At 71.5% G+C, this 19,693-nt stretch carries 14 protein-coding genes; 8 read left to right on the top strand and 6 right to left on the bottom strand.

The window, feature by feature from the left end; genetic code table 11:
* Positions 1-19 precede the first annotated feature (19 nt).
* Positions 20-1,384 (top strand): WS/DGAT/MGAT family O-acyltransferase, encoded by a 1,365-nt coding sequence (locus FHX45_RS21550; protein ID WP_167104970.1) that lies wholly within the window; start codon positions 20-22, stop codon positions 1,382-1,384.
* A gap of 40 nt (positions 1,385-1,424) precedes the next feature.
* Here FHX45_RS21550 and FHX45_RS21545 read toward each other — a convergent pair whose 3' ends face one another.
* From FHX45_RS21545 to FHX45_RS21535, 3 genes are all read right to left on the bottom strand, one after another.
* Positions 1,425-2,399: an aldo/keto reductase gene (locus tag FHX45_RS21545; protein ID WP_167104968.1), complete on the bottom strand. Its 975-nt coding sequence runs from the start codon at positions 2,397-2,399 to the stop codon at positions 1,425-1,427.
* Positions 2,400-2,474: 75 nt separating this feature from the next.
* Positions 2,475-3,869: an amidase gene (locus tag FHX45_RS21540; RefSeq protein ID WP_167104965.1), complete on the bottom strand. Its 1,395-nt coding sequence runs from the start codon at positions 3,867-3,869 to the stop codon at positions 2,475-2,477.
* Between the two features lie 13 nt (positions 3,870-3,882).
* Complete coding sequence (locus FHX45_RS21535) at positions 3,883-4,875, bottom strand: NAD(P)-dependent oxidoreductase (protein ID WP_167104962.1); 993 nt, start codon at positions 4,873-4,875, stop codon at positions 3,883-3,885.
* A 92-nt stretch (positions 4,876-4,967) separates the two neighbouring features.
* Here FHX45_RS21535 and FHX45_RS21530 point away from each other — a divergent pair, with 92 nt between their 5' ends.
* Genes FHX45_RS21530 through FHX45_RS21520 form a run of 3 tightly spaced genes read left to right on the top strand, consistent with a single transcriptional unit; the run spans position 4,968 to position 7,136 of the window.
* Positions 4,968-5,708, top strand: a complete 741-nt coding sequence (locus FHX45_RS21530; RefSeq protein WP_167104959.1) for a maleate cis-trans isomerase family protein — start codon at positions 4,968-4,970, stop codon at positions 5,706-5,708.
* A 42-nt stretch (positions 5,709-5,750) separates the two neighbouring features.
* The gene (locus FHX45_RS21525) at positions 5,751-6,467 is read left to right on the top strand and encodes a maleate cis-trans isomerase family protein (RefSeq protein WP_167104956.1); all 717 of its coding nucleotides are present in this window, start codon (positions 5,751-5,753) and stop codon (positions 6,465-6,467) included.
* Between the two features lie 3 nt (positions 6,468-6,470).
* On the top strand, positions 6,471-7,136 hold the full coding sequence (locus tag FHX45_RS21520) for a GntR family transcriptional regulator (protein WP_167104953.1): 666 nt from the start codon (positions 6,471-6,473) through the stop codon (positions 7,134-7,136).
* A 67-nt stretch (positions 7,137-7,203) separates the two neighbouring features.
* Here the strand turns inward: FHX45_RS21520 and FHX45_RS21515 are convergent, their stop codons facing one another.
* From FHX45_RS21515 to FHX45_RS21505, 3 genes are all read right to left on the bottom strand, one after another.
* Complete coding sequence (locus FHX45_RS21515) at positions 7,204-11,505, bottom strand: HAD-IC family P-type ATPase (protein WP_167104950.1); 4,302 nt, start codon at positions 11,503-11,505, stop codon at positions 7,204-7,206.
* Positions 11,506-11,739: 234 nt separating this feature from the next.
* Positions 11,740-12,798, bottom strand: a complete 1,059-nt coding sequence (locus tag FHX45_RS21510) for a tartrate dehydrogenase (RefSeq protein ID WP_167104947.1) — start codon at positions 12,796-12,798, stop codon at positions 11,740-11,742.
* Entirely contained in the window at positions 12,795-14,258 is a 1,464-nt protein-coding gene (locus FHX45_RS21505; RefSeq protein WP_167104944.1) for an NAD-dependent succinate-semialdehyde dehydrogenase, read from the bottom strand. The genes FHX45_RS21510 and FHX45_RS21505 overlap by 4 nt, the downstream gene beginning before the upstream one ends.
* A 95-nt stretch (positions 14,259-14,353) precedes the next feature.
* Between FHX45_RS21505 and FHX45_RS21500 the strand changes: the two genes are divergently transcribed.
* The 4 genes from FHX45_RS21500 to FHX45_RS21485 all read left to right on the top strand — a co-directional run bounded on the left by FHX45_RS21500 (position 14,354) and on the right by FHX45_RS21485 (position 19,690).
* A complete protein-coding gene (locus tag FHX45_RS21500; RefSeq protein ID WP_167104941.1) occupies positions 14,354-15,613 on the top strand; it encodes an aspartate aminotransferase family protein in 1,260 nt (419 codons plus the stop codon).
* Positions 15,614-15,624: 11 nt separating this feature from the next.
* Positions 15,625-16,125 (top strand): DUF3830 family protein, encoded by a 501-nt coding sequence (locus FHX45_RS21495; protein ID WP_167104938.1) that lies wholly within the window; start codon positions 15,625-15,627, stop codon positions 16,123-16,125.
* 629 nt (positions 16,126-16,754) lie between these two features.
* A complete protein-coding gene (locus tag FHX45_RS21490) occupies positions 16,755-18,140 on the top strand; it encodes an FAD-binding oxidoreductase (protein WP_167104935.1) in 1,386 nt (461 codons plus the stop codon).
* A complete protein-coding gene (locus FHX45_RS21485; protein ID WP_167104932.1) occupies positions 18,137-19,690 on the top strand; it encodes an acetolactate synthase large subunit in 1,554 nt (517 codons plus the stop codon). Before FHX45_RS21490 ends, FHX45_RS21485 begins: the two co-directional genes overlap by 4 nt.
* Positions 19,691-19,693: the final 3 nt, after the last annotated feature.

Here is a 19,693-nt window from a genome sequence, read left to right as displayed (position 1 = left end):
GACGGAGAGGTGGTCACCGATGCCGTTGATGCCCTTCACCGACTCGATGTTCCTGCTGGTGGAAAGCCGTGAGCACCCGATGCACGTGGGCGGGCTGCAACTGTTCCAGACCCCCGAGGGCGCCGATCACACGTACCTGCGCAGCCTGCGTGACGACCTGGTGAAGAACAACGACGTGCGGCCGTCGTTCCGGCAGCGTCCCGCCCGGCCGGTGAACACCCTGGGTTACACCGCCTGGGCGCGCGACGAGGAACTCGATCTCGATTACCACTTCCGGCATTCGGCGCTGCCCTATCCGGGCCGGGTGCGGGAACTGCTGGAAGCGACCTCGCGCTGGCACAGCACCCTGCTCGACCGGCACCGCCCGCTGTGGGAGATCCACCTGGTGGAGGGCCTGGAAGACGGCCGGTTCGCGATGTACAGCAAGGTGCACCACGCGTTGATGGACGGTGTTTCGGCGCTGCGGCACCTGCAGGGGACGCTGTCGGACGACCCGGACGACCGCAGCTGCCCGCCGCCGTGGGGCTCGCGTCAGCTGCCGCAGGGCAAGCCGCCGCGTAACGCACGGTCACTGCTGCGGCTGGGCACCAGTTCGCTGAAGCAGGTCGCGGGAATGGCGCCGGCGGCGGTGAAGGTGGCGCGGGAGGCGTTCCGGGAACACACGCTGCTGCTGCCGATGCAGGCACCGAAGACGATCTTCAACGTGCCGATCGGTGGTGCCCGCCGGTTCGCCGCGCAGTCCTGGCCGCTCAAGCGGGTGCGCGCGATCGCGACCGCCACCGGCACCTCACGCAACGACGTCGTGCTCGCGATGTGCTCCGCCGCGCTGCGCGACTACCTGATCGAGCAGCGCGCGCTGCCGGACGCGCCGCTGATCGCGATGGTGCCGGTGTCGATGCGGAAACCGGCCGACCCCGGGGAAGCCTCGGGCAACCAGATCGGCGCGGTGCTGTGCAACCTCGGCACGGACCGGTCCGATCCCGCGGACCGGCTGATGACCATCCACCGGTCGATGCGGGAGGCGAAGCGGATCTTCAAGGAGCTGACGCCGCTGCAGGCGCTGCTGCTGTCCGGGATCAACGTGGCCCAGCTGGGCATCTCCCCGGTGCCCGGCGTCGTGAACAACACGCGCCCGCCGTTCAACCTGGTGATCTCGAACGTGCCCGGGCCGCGCAAGCAAATGTACTGGAACGGCGCGAAGCTCGACGGCATCTACCCGGCGTCGGTGCTGCTCGACGGCCAGGCGCTCAACATCACGCTGACCAGCAACGGGGACAACCTGGATTTCGGGATCACCGGATGCCGCCGGTCGGTGCCGCACCTGCAGCGGATCCTGACCCATCTGGACACCGCGCTGGAGGAGCTGGAGTTCGCGGCGCGCTGACCGGACGGCCCCACCGCCCGCCGTCCGGTCGGCGCCGTGCTCAGGCGACGCCCTCCGGGCTGGCACCCTCGACCTGGATGCCGTACGAGGTGATCTCCTCGATGCGGGTCAGGTCCTCGGGCGTGAGATCGAGGTCCGCGGCGGCAACGCTGTCCTCGATGTTCTTCGCCCGGCGCGCGCCGACGATCGCCACGTGGACGCCCGGCTGGTGCAGCGTCCAGGCGATGGCGAGCTGGCTCACGGTGGCGCCCTTCTCGGCCGCGAGGTTCTTCAGCTGCTCGACGACCTCGAGGTTCTTCTGCAGGTTCGTACCCTGGAAGGCGCTGGAGTGCGCCCGCCAGTCACCGTCCTCGAACGTGGTGTGCGGGGTGAGCGCGCCGGTGAGCAAGCCGCTGCCGAGCGGGCTGTAGACGAGGACGCCGATGTCGTGCTCGCGGCAGTACGGCAGCGGGTCCTGCTCGATCGCGCGGCGGAACAGGTGGTACGGCGGCTGCAGGGTCTCCACCGGACGGGTCCGGTCGAACGCGGCGAGCTGCTCGGTGTCGTAGTTGGAGACACCGACGTGCCGGATCTTGCCCTCGTCGACGAGTTCCTGCAGCGCTGCCGCGGTTTCCTCCGCCGGGGTGTCCGGGTCGGGCCAGTGCACCTGGTACAGGTCGATGTGGTCGAGGTCCAGGTGACGCAGGCTCTCCTCGACGCCCTTGCGCAGCCAGTCACGGCGCGCGTCGCGGGGCCGGTCGCTGCCCGGGTTGATCCCGCCCTTGGTGGCGATCACCAGGCTGTCGCGGTCGCGCCTCAGCTCATCACGCAGGGCACGGCCGAGGATGGCCTCGGACTTGCCGAAGCCGTACGCCTGGGCGGTGTCGAAGAAGTTGACACCCAGCTCACGCGCGTGCCGGATGGCCTGGATGGCGGCGTCCTCGTCGAAGGAGCCCCAGTCACCGCCGAGCTGCCAGGTCCCGAACGAGATCCGGGAGACGTCCAGTCCGCTCTTGCCCAAAGTCGTTCTGCGCATGCCCCCAGAACAACACAGCGGGGGCCGGAACGCAGGGTGGGGTGGCTGGTGCCACAGCCCTCGTGGACCGGCCGGTCAGCGGCCTGCCGGCCGGTCGGTCGGCCACGGGAGGAGCTCCTCGACGAGCCGGGCGACCGCCAGCACCAGATCATCGGAATGCCGCGGGCCGACGATCTGCAATCCCACCGGCAACCCGCCGTCGGTGAACCCCGCGGGCACACTGATCGCCGGCTGCTGGGTCATGTTGAACGGGTAGGTGAAGGGCGTCCACTCCGGCCAGCCGCTCATCCCGCTGCCCGGCGGGACGTCGAAGCCCGCGTCGAACGGCTGGACGGCCACCGTCGGGGTGATGAGCACGTCGAAGCGGGTGTGGAACTCGCCCATTCGGATGCCCAGCGACGCGCGCTCCGCGCTGGCCGCCAGGTAGTCCGACGCCGAGTACGTCTTGCCCTGCTCCCACAACCGCCGCAGGCCGGGGTCGATCTTCGCGTCCGACCCGGCGGGGAAGGTGTCCAGCCACTGGGCCGCGCCGGTCGACCACAGCACGTCGAACGCCTCGCGCGGATCGCCGAACCCCGGGTCCGTCTCCTCGACCCGCAACCCGGCCTCGTCGAGCGCCGCCACCGCCGACGTGACGATGCGCCGCACCTCGGGGTCCACGCGTGCCCATCCCAGCGTCGGGGAGAACGCCGCGTACAACCCCCGCACGTCCCGCCGCACTGCTTCCCGGTACGCGCCGACCGGCGGCTCCAGCGCCGTCGGGTCGCGGTGGTCCGGCAACGCCAGCACGTCCAGCAACAACGCCACATCGGACACCGACCGCGCCATCGACCCCGCGTGCGACAGCGCGCCGAACGGGCTGGCCGGCCACATCGGGATGCGGCCGTAGGTCGGTTTCAGCCCGACGATGCCGCAGAACGACGCCGGGATCCGCACGGACCCGCCACCGTCGGTGCCCACCGACAGCTCGCCCATCCCGGCCGCCACCGCCGCCGCGCTGCCACCGCTCGACCCGCCCGGTGTCTTCGCCGGGTCCCACGGGTTGCGGGTGACGCCGGTCAGCGGGTTGTCCGTGACGCCCTTCCACCCCAGCTCGGGTGTGGTCGTCTTGCCGAGCAGCACCAGCCCGTTCTCCCGCAGCCGCGCGGTGACCGGGCTGTCCTCCTCCCACGGCTGGTCGCGGTCGATGCACGCCGAACCCCGCAGGGTCGGCCAGCCCTGGGTCAGGAACATGTCCTTGATCGAGGCCGGCACCCCGTCCAGCGAGCCGATCGGGTTGCCCTCGCGCCACCGGGTCTCCGACGCCTTCGCGGCCTCGCGCGCGACCTCCGGGTCCACCAGGCAGAACGCGTTGCACTCCCCGTCCCGCTCCTCGATCGAGCGCAGCGCGGCCTCGGTCGCCTCGACCGGGCTGATCTCGCCGGTCGAGTACGCGGCGACCAGCTCACTCGCCGTCAACAGGGTGCTCATGGTGGCTCCTCACCTACTCCGACGGCACATACCCCAGCTGCTTGTCCACGACATTACGAAGCGGAGTGCCGGTCCGCCAGCGGTGGAAGTTGTCGGCGAACAGCTCGATCAGGGTATCGCGCCAGCCGAGGAAGTCACCCGACATGTGCGGGGAGATCAACACGCCCGGCATTGTCCACAGCGGACTCTCCGCCGGCAGCGGTTCGGTGTCGAACACGTCCAGCGCGGCACCGGCGATCGCGCCGGACCGCAGCGCCTCGATGAGGTCGCCGGTGACGACCAGCTCGCCGCGGCCGACGTTGACGAACCGCGCGGACGGCTTCATGGCGGCGAAGGCGGCGGCGTCGAAGAGGCCCTTGGTCTGTTCGGTCAGCGGCGCCACGGCCACCACGTAGTCGTAGGCGGGCAGGTGCTCGGCCAGCGCGGCGGAGGCGTGCACGGTGCCGAAGTCGGGGTCGCCCGTCCGCGCCCGGCGGCCGGCGCCCGCGACCCGCATCCCGGCCGCACGGAGCATCCGCGCGATGGCGCGGCCGATCGGCCCGGTGCCGACGATCAGCACGTCCCGCCCGGCGATCCGTTCGGTCTCGCGGTGCTGCCAGCGGCGCTCGCGCTGCAGGTCGAGCGAGCCGTGCAGGTCCTTGGCGAAGGACAGGACCACGCCCAGCACGTACTCGGCGATGGAGTCGTCGAACACGCCCCGCGAATTGGTGAGCACCACGTCGCTGTCCCGCATCCCGGGGAACATCACGGGATCGACGCCGGCGCTGGCGATGTGCAGCCACCGCAACCGGTTCGCCGCGTGCCAGGCGTCCGGCACCGCGCGGGAGAGGAAGTCGTAGACAAAAAGGACATCGGCGTCCCGCAGCGCGTCCGCGAGCCCGGCGGCACCGGTGTAACGCACCAGGGCCGTCTTTTCGATGCCCTGCATGGCCGGTGATCCGGTGAGGTCCCCGGCCTGGTCGTCACCGCAGAGCACCGCCAGCACCGGTTTCTCCTTGCCGATCACCGTTGACACGGTAGGAGCCGGTCGTATGATTGTCAACAATCCGAGGAGCCACCCCGGAGGCTTCCTTGAGATCTTCCTTCGGAGGCTGAGCCTTGGATTTCGACTTCCCTGTCTTCGACGGGCCACTGGCACAGCGAGGCATCGGAGTCATCGCCCCCTTCGATCTGGCGCTCGAGCGCGAGCTCTGGCGATGGATCCCGGTGGAGGTGTCGCTGCACCTGGCCCGCACCCCCTACGAGCCGGTGCCGGTGAGCATGGAGATGGCCCAGCTGGTCAGCAACCACCAGCACCTGGCGGCCGCGACCCGCGACGTCCTGCACGTCGAGCCGGAGGTGGTCGCCTACCTGTGCACCTCGGGCAGCTTCGTCAACGGCGTCGACTACGAACGGTCGCTGCGCAAGGCGATCTGCGACGCCGGCGCGCCGGACGCGGTCACGACCTCGGGCGCGCTGGCCGAGGTGCTGCACCTGCTGGACGTCCAGCGGGTCGCGGTGATCACCCCGTACGACGCGGACCTGACCCGGAGCCTGCACGACTTCCTCGCCGAGCTGAACGTGGACACCGTCTCCAGCGACCACCTCGGGCTCGGCGGCGGGATCTGGAAGGTCAGCTACCGGACCATCGCCGAACGGATCCTCGGCGCCGATCATCCCGACGCGCAGGCCATCTTCGTCAGCTGCACGAACCTGCCGACCTACGACGTGATCGAACCGCTGGAGGCCGCGCTGGGCAAACCGGTGCTGACCGCGAACCAGCTGACGATGTGGGCGTGCCTGCGGCGCATGGAACTGCCGATCGTCGGGCCGGGCCAGTGGCTGCGTGAAGTGTCCTGAACACCGTACCGTAGGATTGTCAACAATCTTGGAGGTTCGTGCATGACGACCGTCGGCTTCATCTACCCGGACCACGCCGCGGAGGACGACTACCCCTTCGCCGAGGGACTGCTGGGCGAGAAGATCGCGCTGCCGGTCGAGCACATCTACGGCACCGACCTGCACGCCGTGCCCGAGCTGCTCGACCTGGGCAGCGAGCAGCGGCTCGCGGAAGGCGCCCGGTTGCTAACCGGGCACGAGCCGGACGCGGTGGTCTGGGCCTGCACCAGCGGCAGCTTCGTGTACCGCTGGCAAGGTGCGCACGAGCAGGTGGAGAAGCTGGCGGCGGCCGCGGGCAAGCCCGCGTCGAGCACCTCGTTCGCGTTCGTCCGGGCCGCGCGGGCACTCGGCCTGAAGCGGGTGTCGGTGGCCGCGAGCTACCCGGACGACGTGGCGAAGCTGTTCGTGGAGTTCCTCGCCGCGGGTGGGATCGAGGTGGTCGCGATGGCGAGCGAGGGCATCGACACCGCCGCCGAGGTGGGCCGGCTGACGCCGGAGGCGGTGGTCGAGCTGGCCGTCGCACACGACCATCCCGCCGCCGACGCCGTGCTGGTGCCCGACACCGCGATGCGCACGCTCGGTGTGCTGACCGCGATCGAGGAGCGGCTGGGCAAGCCCGTGCTCACCGCGAACCAGGTGACGATCTGGGAAGGGCTCCGGCTGACCGGCCGGGTGCCCCGGTGCGAACAGCTGGGCAGACTGTTCGCGGAAAGCAGGTGAGCCATGGCCCTGACCGAGCTCGAACCGGTGAGCCGGGAGTCGACCGCGGCGATCATCGCGCGGCAGCTCCGCGAGGCGATCATGAACGGCACGTTCGCGCCCGGCACGCAGCTGGGTGAGACCGAGCTGGCCGGCCGGTTCCAGGTGTCCCGCGGGCCGCTGCGCGAGGCGATGCAGCGGCTGGTGTCGGAGGGCCTGCTGCGCAGCGAGCGGCACCGCGGACTGTTCGTGATCGACCTGGAACCCGACGACGTGCACGACATCTACTCGGCGCGGTTCGCGATCGAACGGGCCGCGCTGATCCGGGTGCTGCGCATCGGCGAAGCGGAATCGGTGGCCGCGCGGCTGCTGGAGGCGGTCGAGGACATGGCCTCCGCCGCCGACGCGGACGAGGTGTCCGCGGCCGACGTCCGCTTCCACGAGGAGCTGGTGGCGGCGTCCGGCAGCAGGCGGCTCGGCCGGATGGCCCGCACGCTGCTGATCGAGACGCGGATGTGCCTGTCCGCGCTGCACCGGACGTACGCCACCAACGAGGAGCGGGTGACCGAGCACAAGCGCATCGCGGAAGCGATCGGCGCCGCCGACGAGGAACAGGCGGTGTCCCTGCTGGAGGCACACATGGAGGACGCGGTGCAGCGGCTCGCCCCGGGAACCAGCCTGTACGCCTGAACACGTCGGCGTGCCCGGTACGCGGTCCACATCGGACCGGCTCAGGGCAGCTCAGGCACGCGGCCGATCACTCCGCGATCCGCCGGCCGACCAGCGCACCCACCGCCGTCGCCGCGCCGGCGCTGCCCAGCGCCATCCCCCAGCCCACCGGCCCGAGCGGCGTGCAGCCGAAGAACTGGCTCACCCCGGGCGTCTGGATGACCGCCGCGAGCACGGCGACCGAACCCAGCGACGTCGCCACCACCGAGGGGTTCAGCCCGCCCGTCAGCAAGGTCTGCCCCAGCTGGGTACCGACCAGCCCGGCGAGCGCGACCGTGCTCGCCCGGCGGCTGCGGCCGGTGAAGCGGGCCAGCATCCACGCGCTCGTGGCGCCCAGCGTCGTCACCCCGGCGCGCACGCCGATGTCCTTCTGCAGGCGCCTGCCGAGCGAGCTCTCCGGACCCTCCCGCAACAGGTCGGCGCCGTCCTCGGGCCGCCGCAACGCGATCGCCAGCGCCGGCGCCAGGTCGGTCAGCAGGTTGACCAGCAGGAACTGCCGCGCACCCAGCGGTGACCGGCCGGTCAGCGTCGCGCCCAGCACGCTGAACCCGATCTCACCGAGGTTCCCGCCGAGCAGGATCGCCAGCGCCTCCCGCACCGACGCCCACATGGCCCGTCCCTCGACCAGCGCCGCGATGATCGTCTCCAGCCGGTCGTCGGTCACCACGAGGTCGGCCGCGGCACGCGCCGCCGGGGCACCGTGGCCGCCCAGCGCGATGCCGACGTCCGCGAGCCGGATCGCGGGCGCGTCGTTCGCGCCGTCCCCGGTCATCGCGACCGTGTGCCCGTGCTTCTGGTACGCCTTGATGATCCGCACCTTCTGCGCCGGGCTGCACCGGGCGACCACGTCCACGGTCTCCAAAGTGGACGCCAGCTGCTCGTCGTCCATCGCGTCCAGCTCGGCGCCGGTCACCACGTGCAGGTCGGCGCCGTCCTCGCTGACCTTGCCCGCGATCGCCTCACCGGTGTCCGGGTGATCACCGGTGATCATCACGATCTGCACTCCGGCCGCCCGCAGGTCCGCCGCGGCGGCCGCCGCGCTCCCCCGCACCGGATCGGCGATCGCGACGAAGCCGGTGAACCGCAGGTCCCGCACCGCGTCCTCGTCGAGAGCGGTGCTGTCCACTGCGGACTCGGCAACGGCGAGCACCCGCTGTCCCGTCTTGGTGAGCTTCTTCATCCGGCCGGTCAGCTTCTTGCGCTGCCCCTCGTCGAGAGCGCAGCGCGGCAGCACCGACTCCGGCGCGCCCTTGACGCTCAGCACGAGCTCGTCCCCGCGGCGCATCAGCGAGGCGTGGTAACCGCGCGACGGCTCGAACGGCACCGCGTCGACCAGCTCCCACCCGCCGGTGTCCAGGGAAACCCGTTGCGCACCTTCGACGATCGCCCGGTCCGTCGCGTGCGGCAGGTCGGACGCGTCGTCGGCGTGCGGTGTCGCCCGCAACGCGGTCAGCAACACCGACCGGGTGTCCGCATCGAGCTCCTCGACGGTGCGGCGCTTGCGGCCGTCGTCGACCTCGTGCACGGTCAGCGTGCCCTCGGTGAGCGTGCCCGTCTTGTCGAAGCACAGCACGTCCACCCGGCCCAGCGCCTCGATGCTGCGCGGGTTGCGGACCAGGGCGTTGTGCTCGGCCAGCCGGCGTGCCGCGGCCAGCTGTGCGGCGCTGACCAGGAACGGCAATCCTTCCGGCACCGACGCGACCGCCAGGTTCACCGCCGCGGACAGGCTCTGCCGCAGCGGTACCCGGCGCAGCAGTCCGGCACCGGCGACCGCGACCGCCGAGCCGATCGCGAGCGGCATCGACTTAGACGTCAGCTCCGCGAGGCGCGTCTCGACCCCGGTGATCGGCGCGTTCTCCCGGGCCATCGCCATGCTGCGGCCCGCCTCGGTGTCCACTCCGGTGGCGACCACGATCCCGGTGGCCGCACCGGCGGCGATCGTCGTGCCCTCGTAGAGCATCGATGCGCGCTCGGCGACATCCGCGGCGATCACCGGCGCCGGGTCCTTGGCCACCGGGAGCGACTCGCCGGTCAGCGACGACTCGTCGGCCTCGACCCCGTCGCCGTCGAGCAGCCGGCAGTCGGCCGGCACCACGTCACCCGAGGTGAGCCGGATGATGTCGCCCGGCACGAGGTCATCGGCGCTGACCACGCTTTCCCGGCCGCCACGCACGACGGTGGTGGTGATGGCCGACCGGCTCAGCAGCTCGGCGAGCTGCTTCTCGGTGTGCACCTGCTGGATGCTGCCGACCAGCGCGGACACCCCGGTGATCCCGGCGACCAGCGCGGCGTCCACGGGCGAGCCGACCGACGCGGACAGCGCCGCGCCGCCGATCAGGACCGGCGTGAGCGGGTTGGACAGTTCGTTGATGAACGCCTGCATCAAGCTGGTGCGGCCACCGCTGCCGGTGCCGCGCGCCCGGGCGCGCTTGCCGGCGTCGTCCTCGCTCAACCCGTCCGGGTCGGTGCCGAGCCGGTCGAGGACGACGTCCACCGGCATCAGGTGCCAGGGCGCGGCGTCCCCGGCCAGGCTCAGATCCCGCTCCGCGAGCCGCTTCGCCCGGCGGTGCGCGTTGGTCAGGGCCACCGCGGCACCCAGGTTCACCGCCCGCATCGCGCGGCTGGCCGGGCTGCGGCGGCCGGGCTGCAACGCGGCGACCGCACCGACACCGGAAGCGCCCTGCGACAACCAGATGCTGTCCCGGTTGACCTCCCTGGCGGCGGCGATCGCGTCCACGACCAGCGCGGCCACCCCGATCTCCGCGCCGATCAGCAGGTGCGCACCCCACGGCGGCGGGTCGCCCGGCCGCTGGGTGCCGATGCCGCAGTCGGCGGCACCCAGCGCGCGCCGGTCGTCCGACACCAGCATCACGACGCGGCCCTCACCTTGCAGTTCGCGCACCGTCGGCACGAGCCGCTCGCCGCCGGGCATCAGCCGGTCGGCCTCGAACGCGGCGTGCCCGCCGTTGGCGCTGATCACCTCGATGCCGGAGCGGCGGGCGGCGGCGATCACCGCGGCCACGCCCGGCGGCACCTGCCTGGCGAGCCCGATGACCGCGGTGAGCTGTTGCTCGTGCACCAACCCGAGGACGGCGGCGGCACCGCGCTTCTCCAGCTGCTCGCGTTCGTGCGCGCCCTCGTCGACGCCGAGTTCGTCCAGCGGCCCGAGCCGCCAGCCGTCGTCGGAGTGGACCTTCTCCGGGGTGTGCGCGTCGAACAGCTGCCACGCGCGCTCGACCACTTCGGAGGTGCCCGCATCGCCGAGCGGAACGAGATCGCCGAGGATCATGTGCCCGGTGTCGAACGCCTCCTCGTCGAGGACCAGCGTGTCGATCGCGTCCAGGTGACGCAGCACCGAGCGGTCCATGACCAGCACACCCTGCGTGGCCAGGACCCGGCCCAGGCGCGCGCCGAACGCGGTGCGCCCGGCCTCGGCGGCCTTCGGCAGCGTGGCCAGCCCGATCCCGATCGCCCGGCGGGGGCGCGCGAACGGCAGCGACACCGCGGCCGCGGCGGCACCCAGGTTGAGAATGCGCTGCTCGTACTGTTCGACCGGTCCCTCCGGCAGCTCCCGCGGGCGCTCGACGACGACCGGTCCGGCGGCCGCGTCCTCCGGACCGTGGATCAGCCGGTTTTCGGCCTGGCACCACTGCCGTTCGTGCGCGCGCGCCTCGCGCCACTGCTCGGCGCGCTGGAGGATGTCGACGACCGTGCCCTCGCCACCGGAGGCCAGCCCCTGCGCGAACGCGCCGAACGCCGAGGTCGCGCTGTCCGCCTTCTCCCGGCCGCCGGCCCGGGCGGCGGCGATCTGCCGCAGCCGCGGGTGCAGGTCGACCACGTTGGGCAGCGCGGCGATCTCGGTCGGGATCGGCGCCCACGGCGCGAGCCGGGTGATCAGCGACAGACCGAGCCCCAGGGTGTCCGCGGCCAGCGTCGGCAGCAGACGGGTGCCGCGCGGGCCGTCGGCCGGGTGGTGCAGCTCGTCCTCGGCGAGCTGCTCGCCGAGATCGGCCGGGGCGCTCTCGGCCTCCTCGACGAGCCGGATCAGCTCGTCGCTGTCCGGGGCGGGATCGGACACGCCGACGATCACCCGGGAGGAGGGCGCGTTCACCCGGGCCCACGCGACACCCGGGTGCTGCTGGAGGGCCTGTTCGATCCGCTGCGCAACCGCTTCACCGCCCGGGCCGTGGACGCCGTGCGCCTCGATGTGCAGCCGCCCGGGGCAGGACCAGACCCGGCGGCGGGACCTGCTCAGCGGTGACAGCACCGCCCCGGCCAGCCCCTTGACCACCGACGCCGGACCGGGCACCCGGACACCCAGCAACTCCATGAACCACTCCCGCACCTCGACTCCACCGGTGCCAGTGGTGTGCCCATTCCGGGTGAAGATATGCCTGCTCCCGCAGCTCGGCCCGGTCTTTTCACCGCCCTCGCCGTCACCCTGGACGTCACCTTCGACGGCCAACACGGCGCCACGAACGGCGAACACGACGGCGGCGGCGGGTTGGCCGCTCCCGGCGGCGTGTTCGCCGCTCCGGGCGGTGGGTTGGCTGGGGCGGGAGGGTCAGGTGACGGCGTTGGTGACCGCGGCACCCAGCTCGGTGGTCGTGGACTTCCCGCCGAGGTCCGGGGTCGCCACCTCGCCGGCCGACAGCACCCGCTCGACCGCGGCGTGCACCGCGGCGGCCGCGGTCGTCTCGCCCAGGTGGTCGAGCATCATCGCACCCGCGAGGATCTGCGCCACCGGGTTGGCGATGCCCTGACCGGCGATGTCCGGCGCGCTGCCGTGCACCGCCTCGAACATGGACGGGAACTCGCCCGGCGGGTTGACGTTGCCGGACGGCGCCATGCCCAGCCCGCCGGTCACGGCGGCGGCCAGATCGCTGAGGATGTCGCCGAACAGGTTCGAGCCGACCACGACGTCCAGGCGGTCCGGGTGCTGCACCATGCGCGCGGCCAGCGCGTCGATGTGCGTCTGTTCACTGTGGACGTCCGGGTACCCGGCGGCGACCTCGGCGAACACCTCGTCCCAGAACGGCATCGTGTGGATGATCCCGTTGGACTTCGTCGCCGACGTGACCCGGCCGGTGCGGGTCCGCGCCAGCTCGAACGCGAACCGGATGATCCGCTCGACCCCGGCCCGCGTGAAGATCGACTGCTGCACCGCGAACTCGCCCGGCTGGCCGGCGTTGTGCCGCCCGCCGATCTGCGAGTACTCGCCCTCGGTGTTCTCCCGGACGATCACCATCTCCAGCTCGTCGGCCTCCCGGCCGGCGAGCACCGACCGCGTGCCGGGCAGCAACCGCACCGGCCGCAGGTTCACGTACTGGGCGAACGCGCGCCGGATGGGGATCAGCAGCCCCCACAGGGACACGTGGTCGGGCACGCCGGGGAACCCGACCGCGCCGAGCAGGATCCCGTCGAACGGCCGCAGCTGCTCGATCCCGTCGTCGGGCATCATGCTGCCGGTGGCCAGATAGCGCTCGCAGCTCCAGTCGAACTCCGTCCACTCCAGACGGAACCCGTGCAGCTCGCCCGCCCGGTCCAGGACCCGGCGCGCCTCGGCGGTGACGTCGACCCCGATGCCGTCCCCGGGGATGCTCGCGATCCGGTAGGTGCTCACAGGCTCACCGCGATGTACTTGGTCTCGAGGAACTCGTCGATGCCGACGGTGCCGCCCTCGCGGCCGAGCCCGGACTGCTTGACCCCGCCGAACGGCGCTGCCGGGTTGGACACGATGCCCTGGTTGAGCCCGATCATGCCGGCCTCGAGCGCCTCGGACACGCGCAGCGCCCGCTTGAGGTCGTTGGTGTAGACGTAGCTGACCAGGCCGTACTCGGTGTCGTTCGCGGCCGCGACCGCCTCGTCCTCGTCGTCGAACACGCTGATCGGCGCGACCGGCCCGAAGATCTCCTCGCTCGCCATGCGGGCGTCCCGTGGCACGTCGGTCAGCACCGTGGCCTGGTAGAAGTTGCCGGGACCGTCCACAGTGGCTCCGCCGGTGAGCACCTTCGCGCCGCGCTGCGCGGCGTCGGTCACCAGCTCGGTCACCTTGGCGACCGCGTCCCGGTCGATCAGCGGGCCGACCACCACGCCCGGCTCGGTGCCGCGGCCCAGCGGCAGCGCGGACATCCGCTCGGTCAGCCTGCGCGCGAACTCCCCGGCCACCCCGCGCTGCACGTAGAACCGGTTGGCCGCGGTGCACGCCTCGCCGATGTTGCGCATCTTGGCCTGCATCGCACCCTCGACGGCCGCGTCCAGATCGGCGTCGTCGAAGACCAGGAACGGCGCGTTGCCACCCAGCTCCATCGACGTGCGCAGCACCTTGTCGGCGCACTGTTCGAGCAGCTTGCGGCCCACCGCGGTGGAACCGGTGAACGACAGCTTGCGCGCGCGGCCGTCCTTGATCATCGGCTCCACCACGCCACCGGGGTCGCTGGTGGTGACGACGTTGAGGACACCCGCGGGCAGCCCCGCCTCGGTCAGGATCGCGGCCAGCGCGAGCATCGACAGCGGGGTCTGCTCGGCGGGCTTGATCACCATGGTGCAGCCGGCGGCGATGGCCGGGCCGATCTTGCGGCCACCCATCGCCATCGGGAAGTTCCACGGCGTGATCAGCAGGCACGGACCGACCGGCTGCTTGGTGACGAGGAACCGGCCCGCTCCGTTGGGTGCGACCTGGTAGCCGCCGTCGATGCGCACGGCCTCCTCGGAGAACCAGCGGAAGAACTCGGCGGCGTAGGCGACCTCGCCCTTCGCCTCGGCGAGCGGCTTGCCCATCTCCAGGGTCATCAGCAGCGCCAGCTCGTCGACGCGCGCATTGAGCAGTTCGTAGGCGCGGCGCAGGATCTCGCTGCGCTCACGCGGCGCCGTCTTCGCCCAGTCGGCCTGGGCGGCGACCGCGGCGTCGAGGGCGGCCTTGCCGTCCTCCGGCGAGGCGTCGGCCACCTCGCAGAGCACCTGGCCGGTGGCGGGGTCCTCGACCGCGAAGGTCCGGCCGGTGCTCGACGGGACCCACTTCCCGCCGATGAACAGCTCCTTGCCGACGGCCTCCACGACACCCGTTTCGGTCAGCTCGCCCATCAGTCCTCCTGATCAACCTTGCGCCTGTCCACGGGCCATGCTAGACAGATTGTCAACAATCTACAAGCTCACTCCGCGTTAGGAGTTCCGCCGTCATGGCCCAGCTCTCCCCCCTGCTCAAGCAGGCCACTCCGGTCGTCGTCGAGCACGGCGAAGGCGCCTACCTCTACGACACCGACGGCAACCGTCACCTCGACTTCACCGCCGGAATCGGCGTGACCAGCACCGGCCACTGCCACCCGAAGGTGGTCAAGGCGGCACAGGAGCAGGTCGGCAAGCTGATCCACGGCCAGTACACCACCGTGATGCACCAGCCGCTGCTGAAGCTGACCGAGCGGCTCGGCGACGTGCTGCCGTCCGGTTTGGACTCGTTGTTCTTCGCCAACTCGGGCAGCGAAGCCGTCGAGGCGGCGCTGCGGCTGTCCCGGCAGGCGACCGGGCGCCCGAACGTGATCGTCTTCCAGGGCGGGTTCCACGGCCGCACGGTCGCCGCGGCCACCATGACCACCTCCGGCACCCGGTTCAGCGCGGGCATCTCGCCGCTCATGGGCGGCGTGCACGTGGCACCCTTCCCCTACGCCTACCACTACGGCTGGGACGAGCAGACGGCGACGAAGTTCGCGCTGCGCGAGCTGGACTACCTCTTCCAGACCATCAGCGCGCCGCACGAGACGGCCGCGTTCTTCATCGAGCCGATGCTCGGCGAGGGCGGCTACGTGCCGGCCAACTCCGAGTTCATGGCCGGGCTGCGGGAGCGCGCCGACCAGCACGGCATCCTGCTGGTCGTCGACGAGATCCAGACCGGGTTCGGGCGCACCGGCCGGTTCTGGGGCCACGACCACTTCGGGGTGCGGCCGGACGTGGTGCTGATCGCGAAGGGCCTGGCGAGCGGGTTCCCGCTGTCCGGTATCGCGGCGTCGAAGGAGCTGATGAGCAAGGCGTTCCCCGGTTCCCAGGGCGGCACCTACGGCGGCAACGCGGTGTCGTGCGCGGCGGCGCTGGCCACCCTCGACGTGATCGAGGAGGAGAACCTGGTCGAGAACGCGGCGGCACGCGGCACGCAGCTGCTCGAGGGCGCCCGGCTGATCGCCGACAAGACGCCGGAGATCGGCGAGGTGCGCGGGCTGGGCCTGCTGGTCGGGTCGGAGTTCACCAAGGCGGACGGAACGCCGGACACCGCGACGGCCGCGGCCGCGCAGCAGGAGGCGGCGCGGCGCGGGCTGCTGCTGCTCACCTGTGGCGCCTACTCCAACGTCGTGCGGATGATCCCGCCGCTCGTGGTCACCGCCGAGCAGATCGACGACGCGCTCGCGATCTGGGCCGAGACCGTCGCGACCGTCACCGGTTCCAAGTAGGGAGAGGCACGTTGGCCCGTTACATCACCATCTCGCTCGACAAGCGCGGCGTGTCCTGCCGAGCCGTGCTGCTGGACGCGGAGGCTCCGCGGACCTGCCAGGCGGTGTGGGACGCGTTGCCGCAGAGCGGATCGGCCTACCACGCGAAGTACGCCCGCAACGAGGTCTACACGCTGGTGCCGCCGTTCGCCGACCCGAAGCCGGGACGGGAGAACCCGACCATCACCCCGATCCCGGGCGACGTCGTCTATTTCGGGTTCGAGGCGTGGGAAATCGGCAACCCGGCATACGGGTACGAGGAGAGCAGCGAGGCGCACAGCGATCAGGGTGCGACCGATCTCGCCATCTTCTACGGCCGGAACAACCTGCTGATCAACGGGGACGCGGGCTGGGTTCCGGGCAACGTGTTCGCCACGATCGTGGAAGGCCTGCCGGAGATGGCGGCGGCGGCCCAGGATCTGTGGCTGCGCGGCGTGGAGGGCGAAACCCTTTCCTTCGCCCGCGCGGAGTGAGCCGCGACCTGCGGCCGTTAGGGGTTGATCCCCTGGTCCCCGTCACTCGTTAGCGTGATCATTAGGGGATTACCTTACGTGGCAACAGCTTCACCCGATCGGGCGGGCGCTACCCGGGCCGCCGATCAAGATCAGCGTCGGCCCAGGTGGCCCCGTCCGGCCGTGCTACGGCAAGCGTTTTCACCCCCCACCGTGAAACCCGAAAGAGTTACATGTTTAGGCTGGGCGGATTTTCCGCGACGATTTCCGGTGGGACCCCTGGCCTTTCACGCGGTTTGACAGCCCCCTGGCGAAGCTGAAAATCTTTCGACGCTTTCGAAAGCAGTCAGATTCACAGTTCGATTTCGCTAAGGAGCCCCTCAGAATGTTTGCCGCGCACGTTCACCACGGCCACGACGTCATCACCAACATCCTGGCCGGTCTCGCGCACGTTCTCGGCTGGCTGGTCTGACCCGGGACAGTCTCACGATGCGGGGCCGGTGACGTTGGCGCGGACCGGCCCCGCACCCGCGCCCCCGTCGGCCCGGGTTCCCCGGGTAAAGAAACATGAATCGTCTTCGCTTCCGGCTCGGTGTCCTCCCGTACTACGCTGCGGGCAACGGCAGGCGCAGGAAAGGACGAGGTACGTCATGGGCGACGTCACCGGGCGGATCGCCGAGATCGTCGGCGAACGCAACCTCCTCACCGGGGACGCCGTCCCGGACGACTACGCGAAGGACGAATCCCTCACCGTCGAGCCGGCGAAACCGGCGTACGTGGCCAAACCCGCCACCGCCGAGGAGGTCGCCGCGCTGCTGACCCTCGCCGCCGAGCACGACCTTCCGGTCACGGCGCGCGGCGCCGGCACCGGGCTGTCCGGCGCGGCCCGTCCGCGGGAGGGCGGCCTGCTCGTCTCGTTCGAGCGGATGAACGCGGTGCTCGAGGTCGACGCCGCCAACCAGGTCGCCGTCGTCCAGCCGGGCGTCACGCTCGCCGAACTGGACGAGAAGACCGCCGGAGCCGGCCTCGCCTACACCGTCCACCCCGGCGAGCTCAGCGCGAGCGTCGGCGGCACCGCCGCCACCAACGCCGGCGGCATGCGCGCGGTGAAGTACGGCGTCGCCCGGCACAACATCGTGGGCCTGCAAGCGGTCCTGCCCACCGGTGAGATCATCCGCACCGGCGGCAGGACGTCGAAGATCTCCAGTGGCTACGACCTGACCCAGCTGATCATCGGCTCCGAGGGCACGCTCGCGCTGGTCACCGAGGTGATCGTCAAGCTCCACCCGCGCCCGGCCCACGCCGCGACGCTGCTCGCCCCGTTCGGTGACCTCGACCAGGTCATGCGCGCCGTGCCGGAGGTCATCGCGCGCGGCCTGACACCGAACATCCTCGAATACATCGACAACCTCACGATGGCCGCGATCAGCTACACGGAGAAGCTGGAGCTGGGCGTGCCCGCGGAGGTCCGCGACGCGACGCAGGCGTATCTGGTGGTCGGCCTGGAAAACCGCGATGGCGATCGCCTGGACGGCGACGTCGGACTGGCCGCGGAGTTGCTCGCCGAGCTGGGTGCCTCGGAGGTCTACGTGCTCGACGGCGGTTCGGCCCGCAAACTCATCCAGGCGCGCGAGAAGGCGTTCTGGACGGCCAAGGCGGCCGGTGCGGACGACGTGATCGACGTCGTCGTGCCACGCTCGGAGATGCCCGGTTTCCTCGCGAAGGTCCGGGAGCTCGCGACCGCCGCCGAGGCGGGCGCACTCGGCTGCGGGCACGCCGGGGACGGCAACGTCCACATGGGAATCTTCTGCAAGGACCCGGGGAAGCGGCACCGGTTGCTGCACGACATCTTCACCGCGGCGATCGCGATGGGCGGGGCGATCTCCGGTGAGCACGGCATCGGGCAGGCGAAGAAGGACCACTTCCGCGCGCTCGAGGACCCGGCCAAGGTGGCGTTGCTGCGCCGGATCAAGCAGGCGTTCGACCCGAAGGGCATCCTGAACCCGGATGTCCTGTTCGACCGAGGAGTGGAATGAACGGCGCGCAGTCCCTGATCCGCACGCTCGTCGACGCGGGTGTCGACGTCTGCTTCGCCAACCCGGGCACGTCGGAGATGCATTTCGTCGCCGCGCTCGACTCCGTGCCGGAGATGCGGGGCGTGCTCGGCCTGTTCGAGGGCGTCGTCACCGGCGCGGCGGACGGCTACGCGCGGATCGCGGGCAAGCCGGCCGCGACGCTGCTGCACCTCGGGCCGGGCCTGGGCAACGGTCTGGCGAACCTGCACAACGCCCGCCGCGGGCACGTGCCGGTGGTGAACGTGATCGGCGACCACGCGACGTACCACAAGAAGTACGACGCGCCGCTGGAATCGGACATCGACGCGATCGCCGGTTCGCTCGAGGGCTGGGTGCGCCGCTCGGCCGACTCGGCGGACGTGGGCGCGGACGCGGCGTTCGCCGTGGCCGCGGCGCAGGAGGCGCCGGGCAAGGTGGCCACGCTGATCCTGCCCGCGGACGTGTCCTGGGGCGACGGTGGGGTCGCCGTGAAACCGGTCCCGCCGCGCACGCCCCAGCGCGTCGGTGACACCACGGTGCAGGCGGTCGCGGAGGTGCTGCGATCCGGAGAACCGGTGGCGGTGCTGGTGGGCGGCCCGGCCTGCCGCGAGGCCGGCCTGCGCGCGCTGAGCCGGATCGCGACCGCGACGGGTGCGAAGCCGTTCGTGGAGACCTTCCCGGCGCGGCTGGAGCGCGGTGCCGGGTTGCCCGCGATCGAGCGCCTGGCGTACCTGGCCGAGCAGGTGCAGTGGCAGCTGGACGGTGTGCGGCACGTCATCGTGGCCGGGACCAGGGCTCCGGTGTCGTTCTTCGCCTACCCGGGCAAGCCGAGCGACCTGGTCCCGGAGGGCGCGCAGGTGCACACCCTCGCGGAGCTGGACCAGGACGTGGTGGCGGCGCTGGAGGCACTGGCGGACGAGGTCGCGCCCGGCACCGAACCGGTCCTGCAGGAGCCGGCCCGCCCGGCCCTGCCGAGCGGCCCGCTCACCGTGCAGAACTGGGTCGAGGTGATCGGCGCCCTGCTGCCGGAGGGCGCGATCATCTCCGACGAGGCCAACACGTCCGGGCTGCTGCTGCCGGGCGCCACGGCGGGCGCCCCGCGTCACGACGTGCTCACCCTGACCGGCGGTGCGATCGGGCAAGGACTCCCGGTCGCCACGGGTGCCGCCATCGCCGCCTCCGGCCGCCCCGTCATCGCACTCCAGTCCGACGGCAGCGCGCTGTACACGATCTCGGCACTGTGGACGATGGCACGGGAGAACCTGAACGTCACGACGGTGATCCTGAACAACCAGGCGTACGCCATCCTGCGCATGGAACTACAGCGCGTCGGCGCGGAGGCCGCCGGGCCGAAGGCGCAGGACCTGCTCGACCTCGCCCGGCCCGGCATCGACTTCGTGCGGATCTCGGAAGGCATGGGCGTGCCCGCGTCCAGGGCCACCACCGCCGAGGAACTCGCCGACCAGTTCCGCCACGCGCTCGCCGAACCCGGCCCACACCTCATCGACGCGGCGGTGCCACCCCTGCTCTAGCGG

It is taken from the genome of Amycolatopsis granulosa, assembly GCF_011758745.1.
Classification (GTDB): domain Bacteria; phylum Actinomycetota; class Actinomycetes; order Mycobacteriales; family Pseudonocardiaceae; genus Amycolatopsis_E; species Amycolatopsis_E granulosa.
The sequence above is the reverse complement of the archived record's forward strand: the minus strand, read 5'-3'. Positions and strand labels throughout refer to the sequence as shown.

What these genes read in the sequence shown, in the direction of transcription:
- FHX45_RS21490 (WP_167104935.1), top strand. Translation starts at nt 16,755, where the DNA reads ATGGGCGACGTCACCGGGCGGATCGCCGAGATCGTCGGCGAACGCAAC.
- FHX45_RS21520 (WP_167104953.1), top strand. Translation starts at nt 6,471, where the DNA reads ATGGCCCTGACCGAGCTCGAACCGGTGAGCCGGGAGTCGACCGCGGCG.
- FHX45_RS21540 (WP_167104965.1), bottom strand. Translation starts at nt 3,869, where the DNA reads ATGAGCACCCTGTTGACGGCGAGTGAGCTGGTCGCCGCGTACTCGACC.
- FHX45_RS21545 (WP_167104968.1), bottom strand. Translation starts at nt 2,399, where the DNA reads ATGCGCAGAACGACTTTGGGCAAGAGCGGACTGGACGTCTCCCGGATC.
- FHX45_RS21525 (WP_167104956.1), top strand. Translation starts at nt 5,751, where the DNA reads ATGACGACCGTCGGCTTCATCTACCCGGACCACGCCGCGGAGGACGAC.
- FHX45_RS21515 (WP_167104950.1), bottom strand. Translation starts at nt 11,505, where the DNA reads ATGGAGTTGCTGGGTGTCCGGGTGCCCGGTCCGGCGTCGGTGGTCAAG.
- FHX45_RS21550 (WP_167104970.1), top strand. Translation starts at nt 20, where the DNA reads ATGCCGTTGATGCCCTTCACCGACTCGATGTTCCTGCTGGTGGAAAGC.
- FHX45_RS21500 (WP_167104941.1), top strand. Translation starts at nt 14,354, where the DNA reads ATGGCCCAGCTCTCCCCCCTGCTCAAGCAGGCCACTCCGGTCGTCGTC.
- FHX45_RS21485 (WP_167104932.1), top strand. Translation starts at nt 18,137, where the DNA reads ATGAACGGCGCGCAGTCCCTGATCCGCACGCTCGTCGACGCGGGTGTC.
- FHX45_RS21505 (WP_167104944.1), bottom strand. Translation starts at nt 14,258, where the DNA reads ATGGGCGAGCTGACCGAAACGGGTGTCGTGGAGGCCGTCGGCAAGGAG.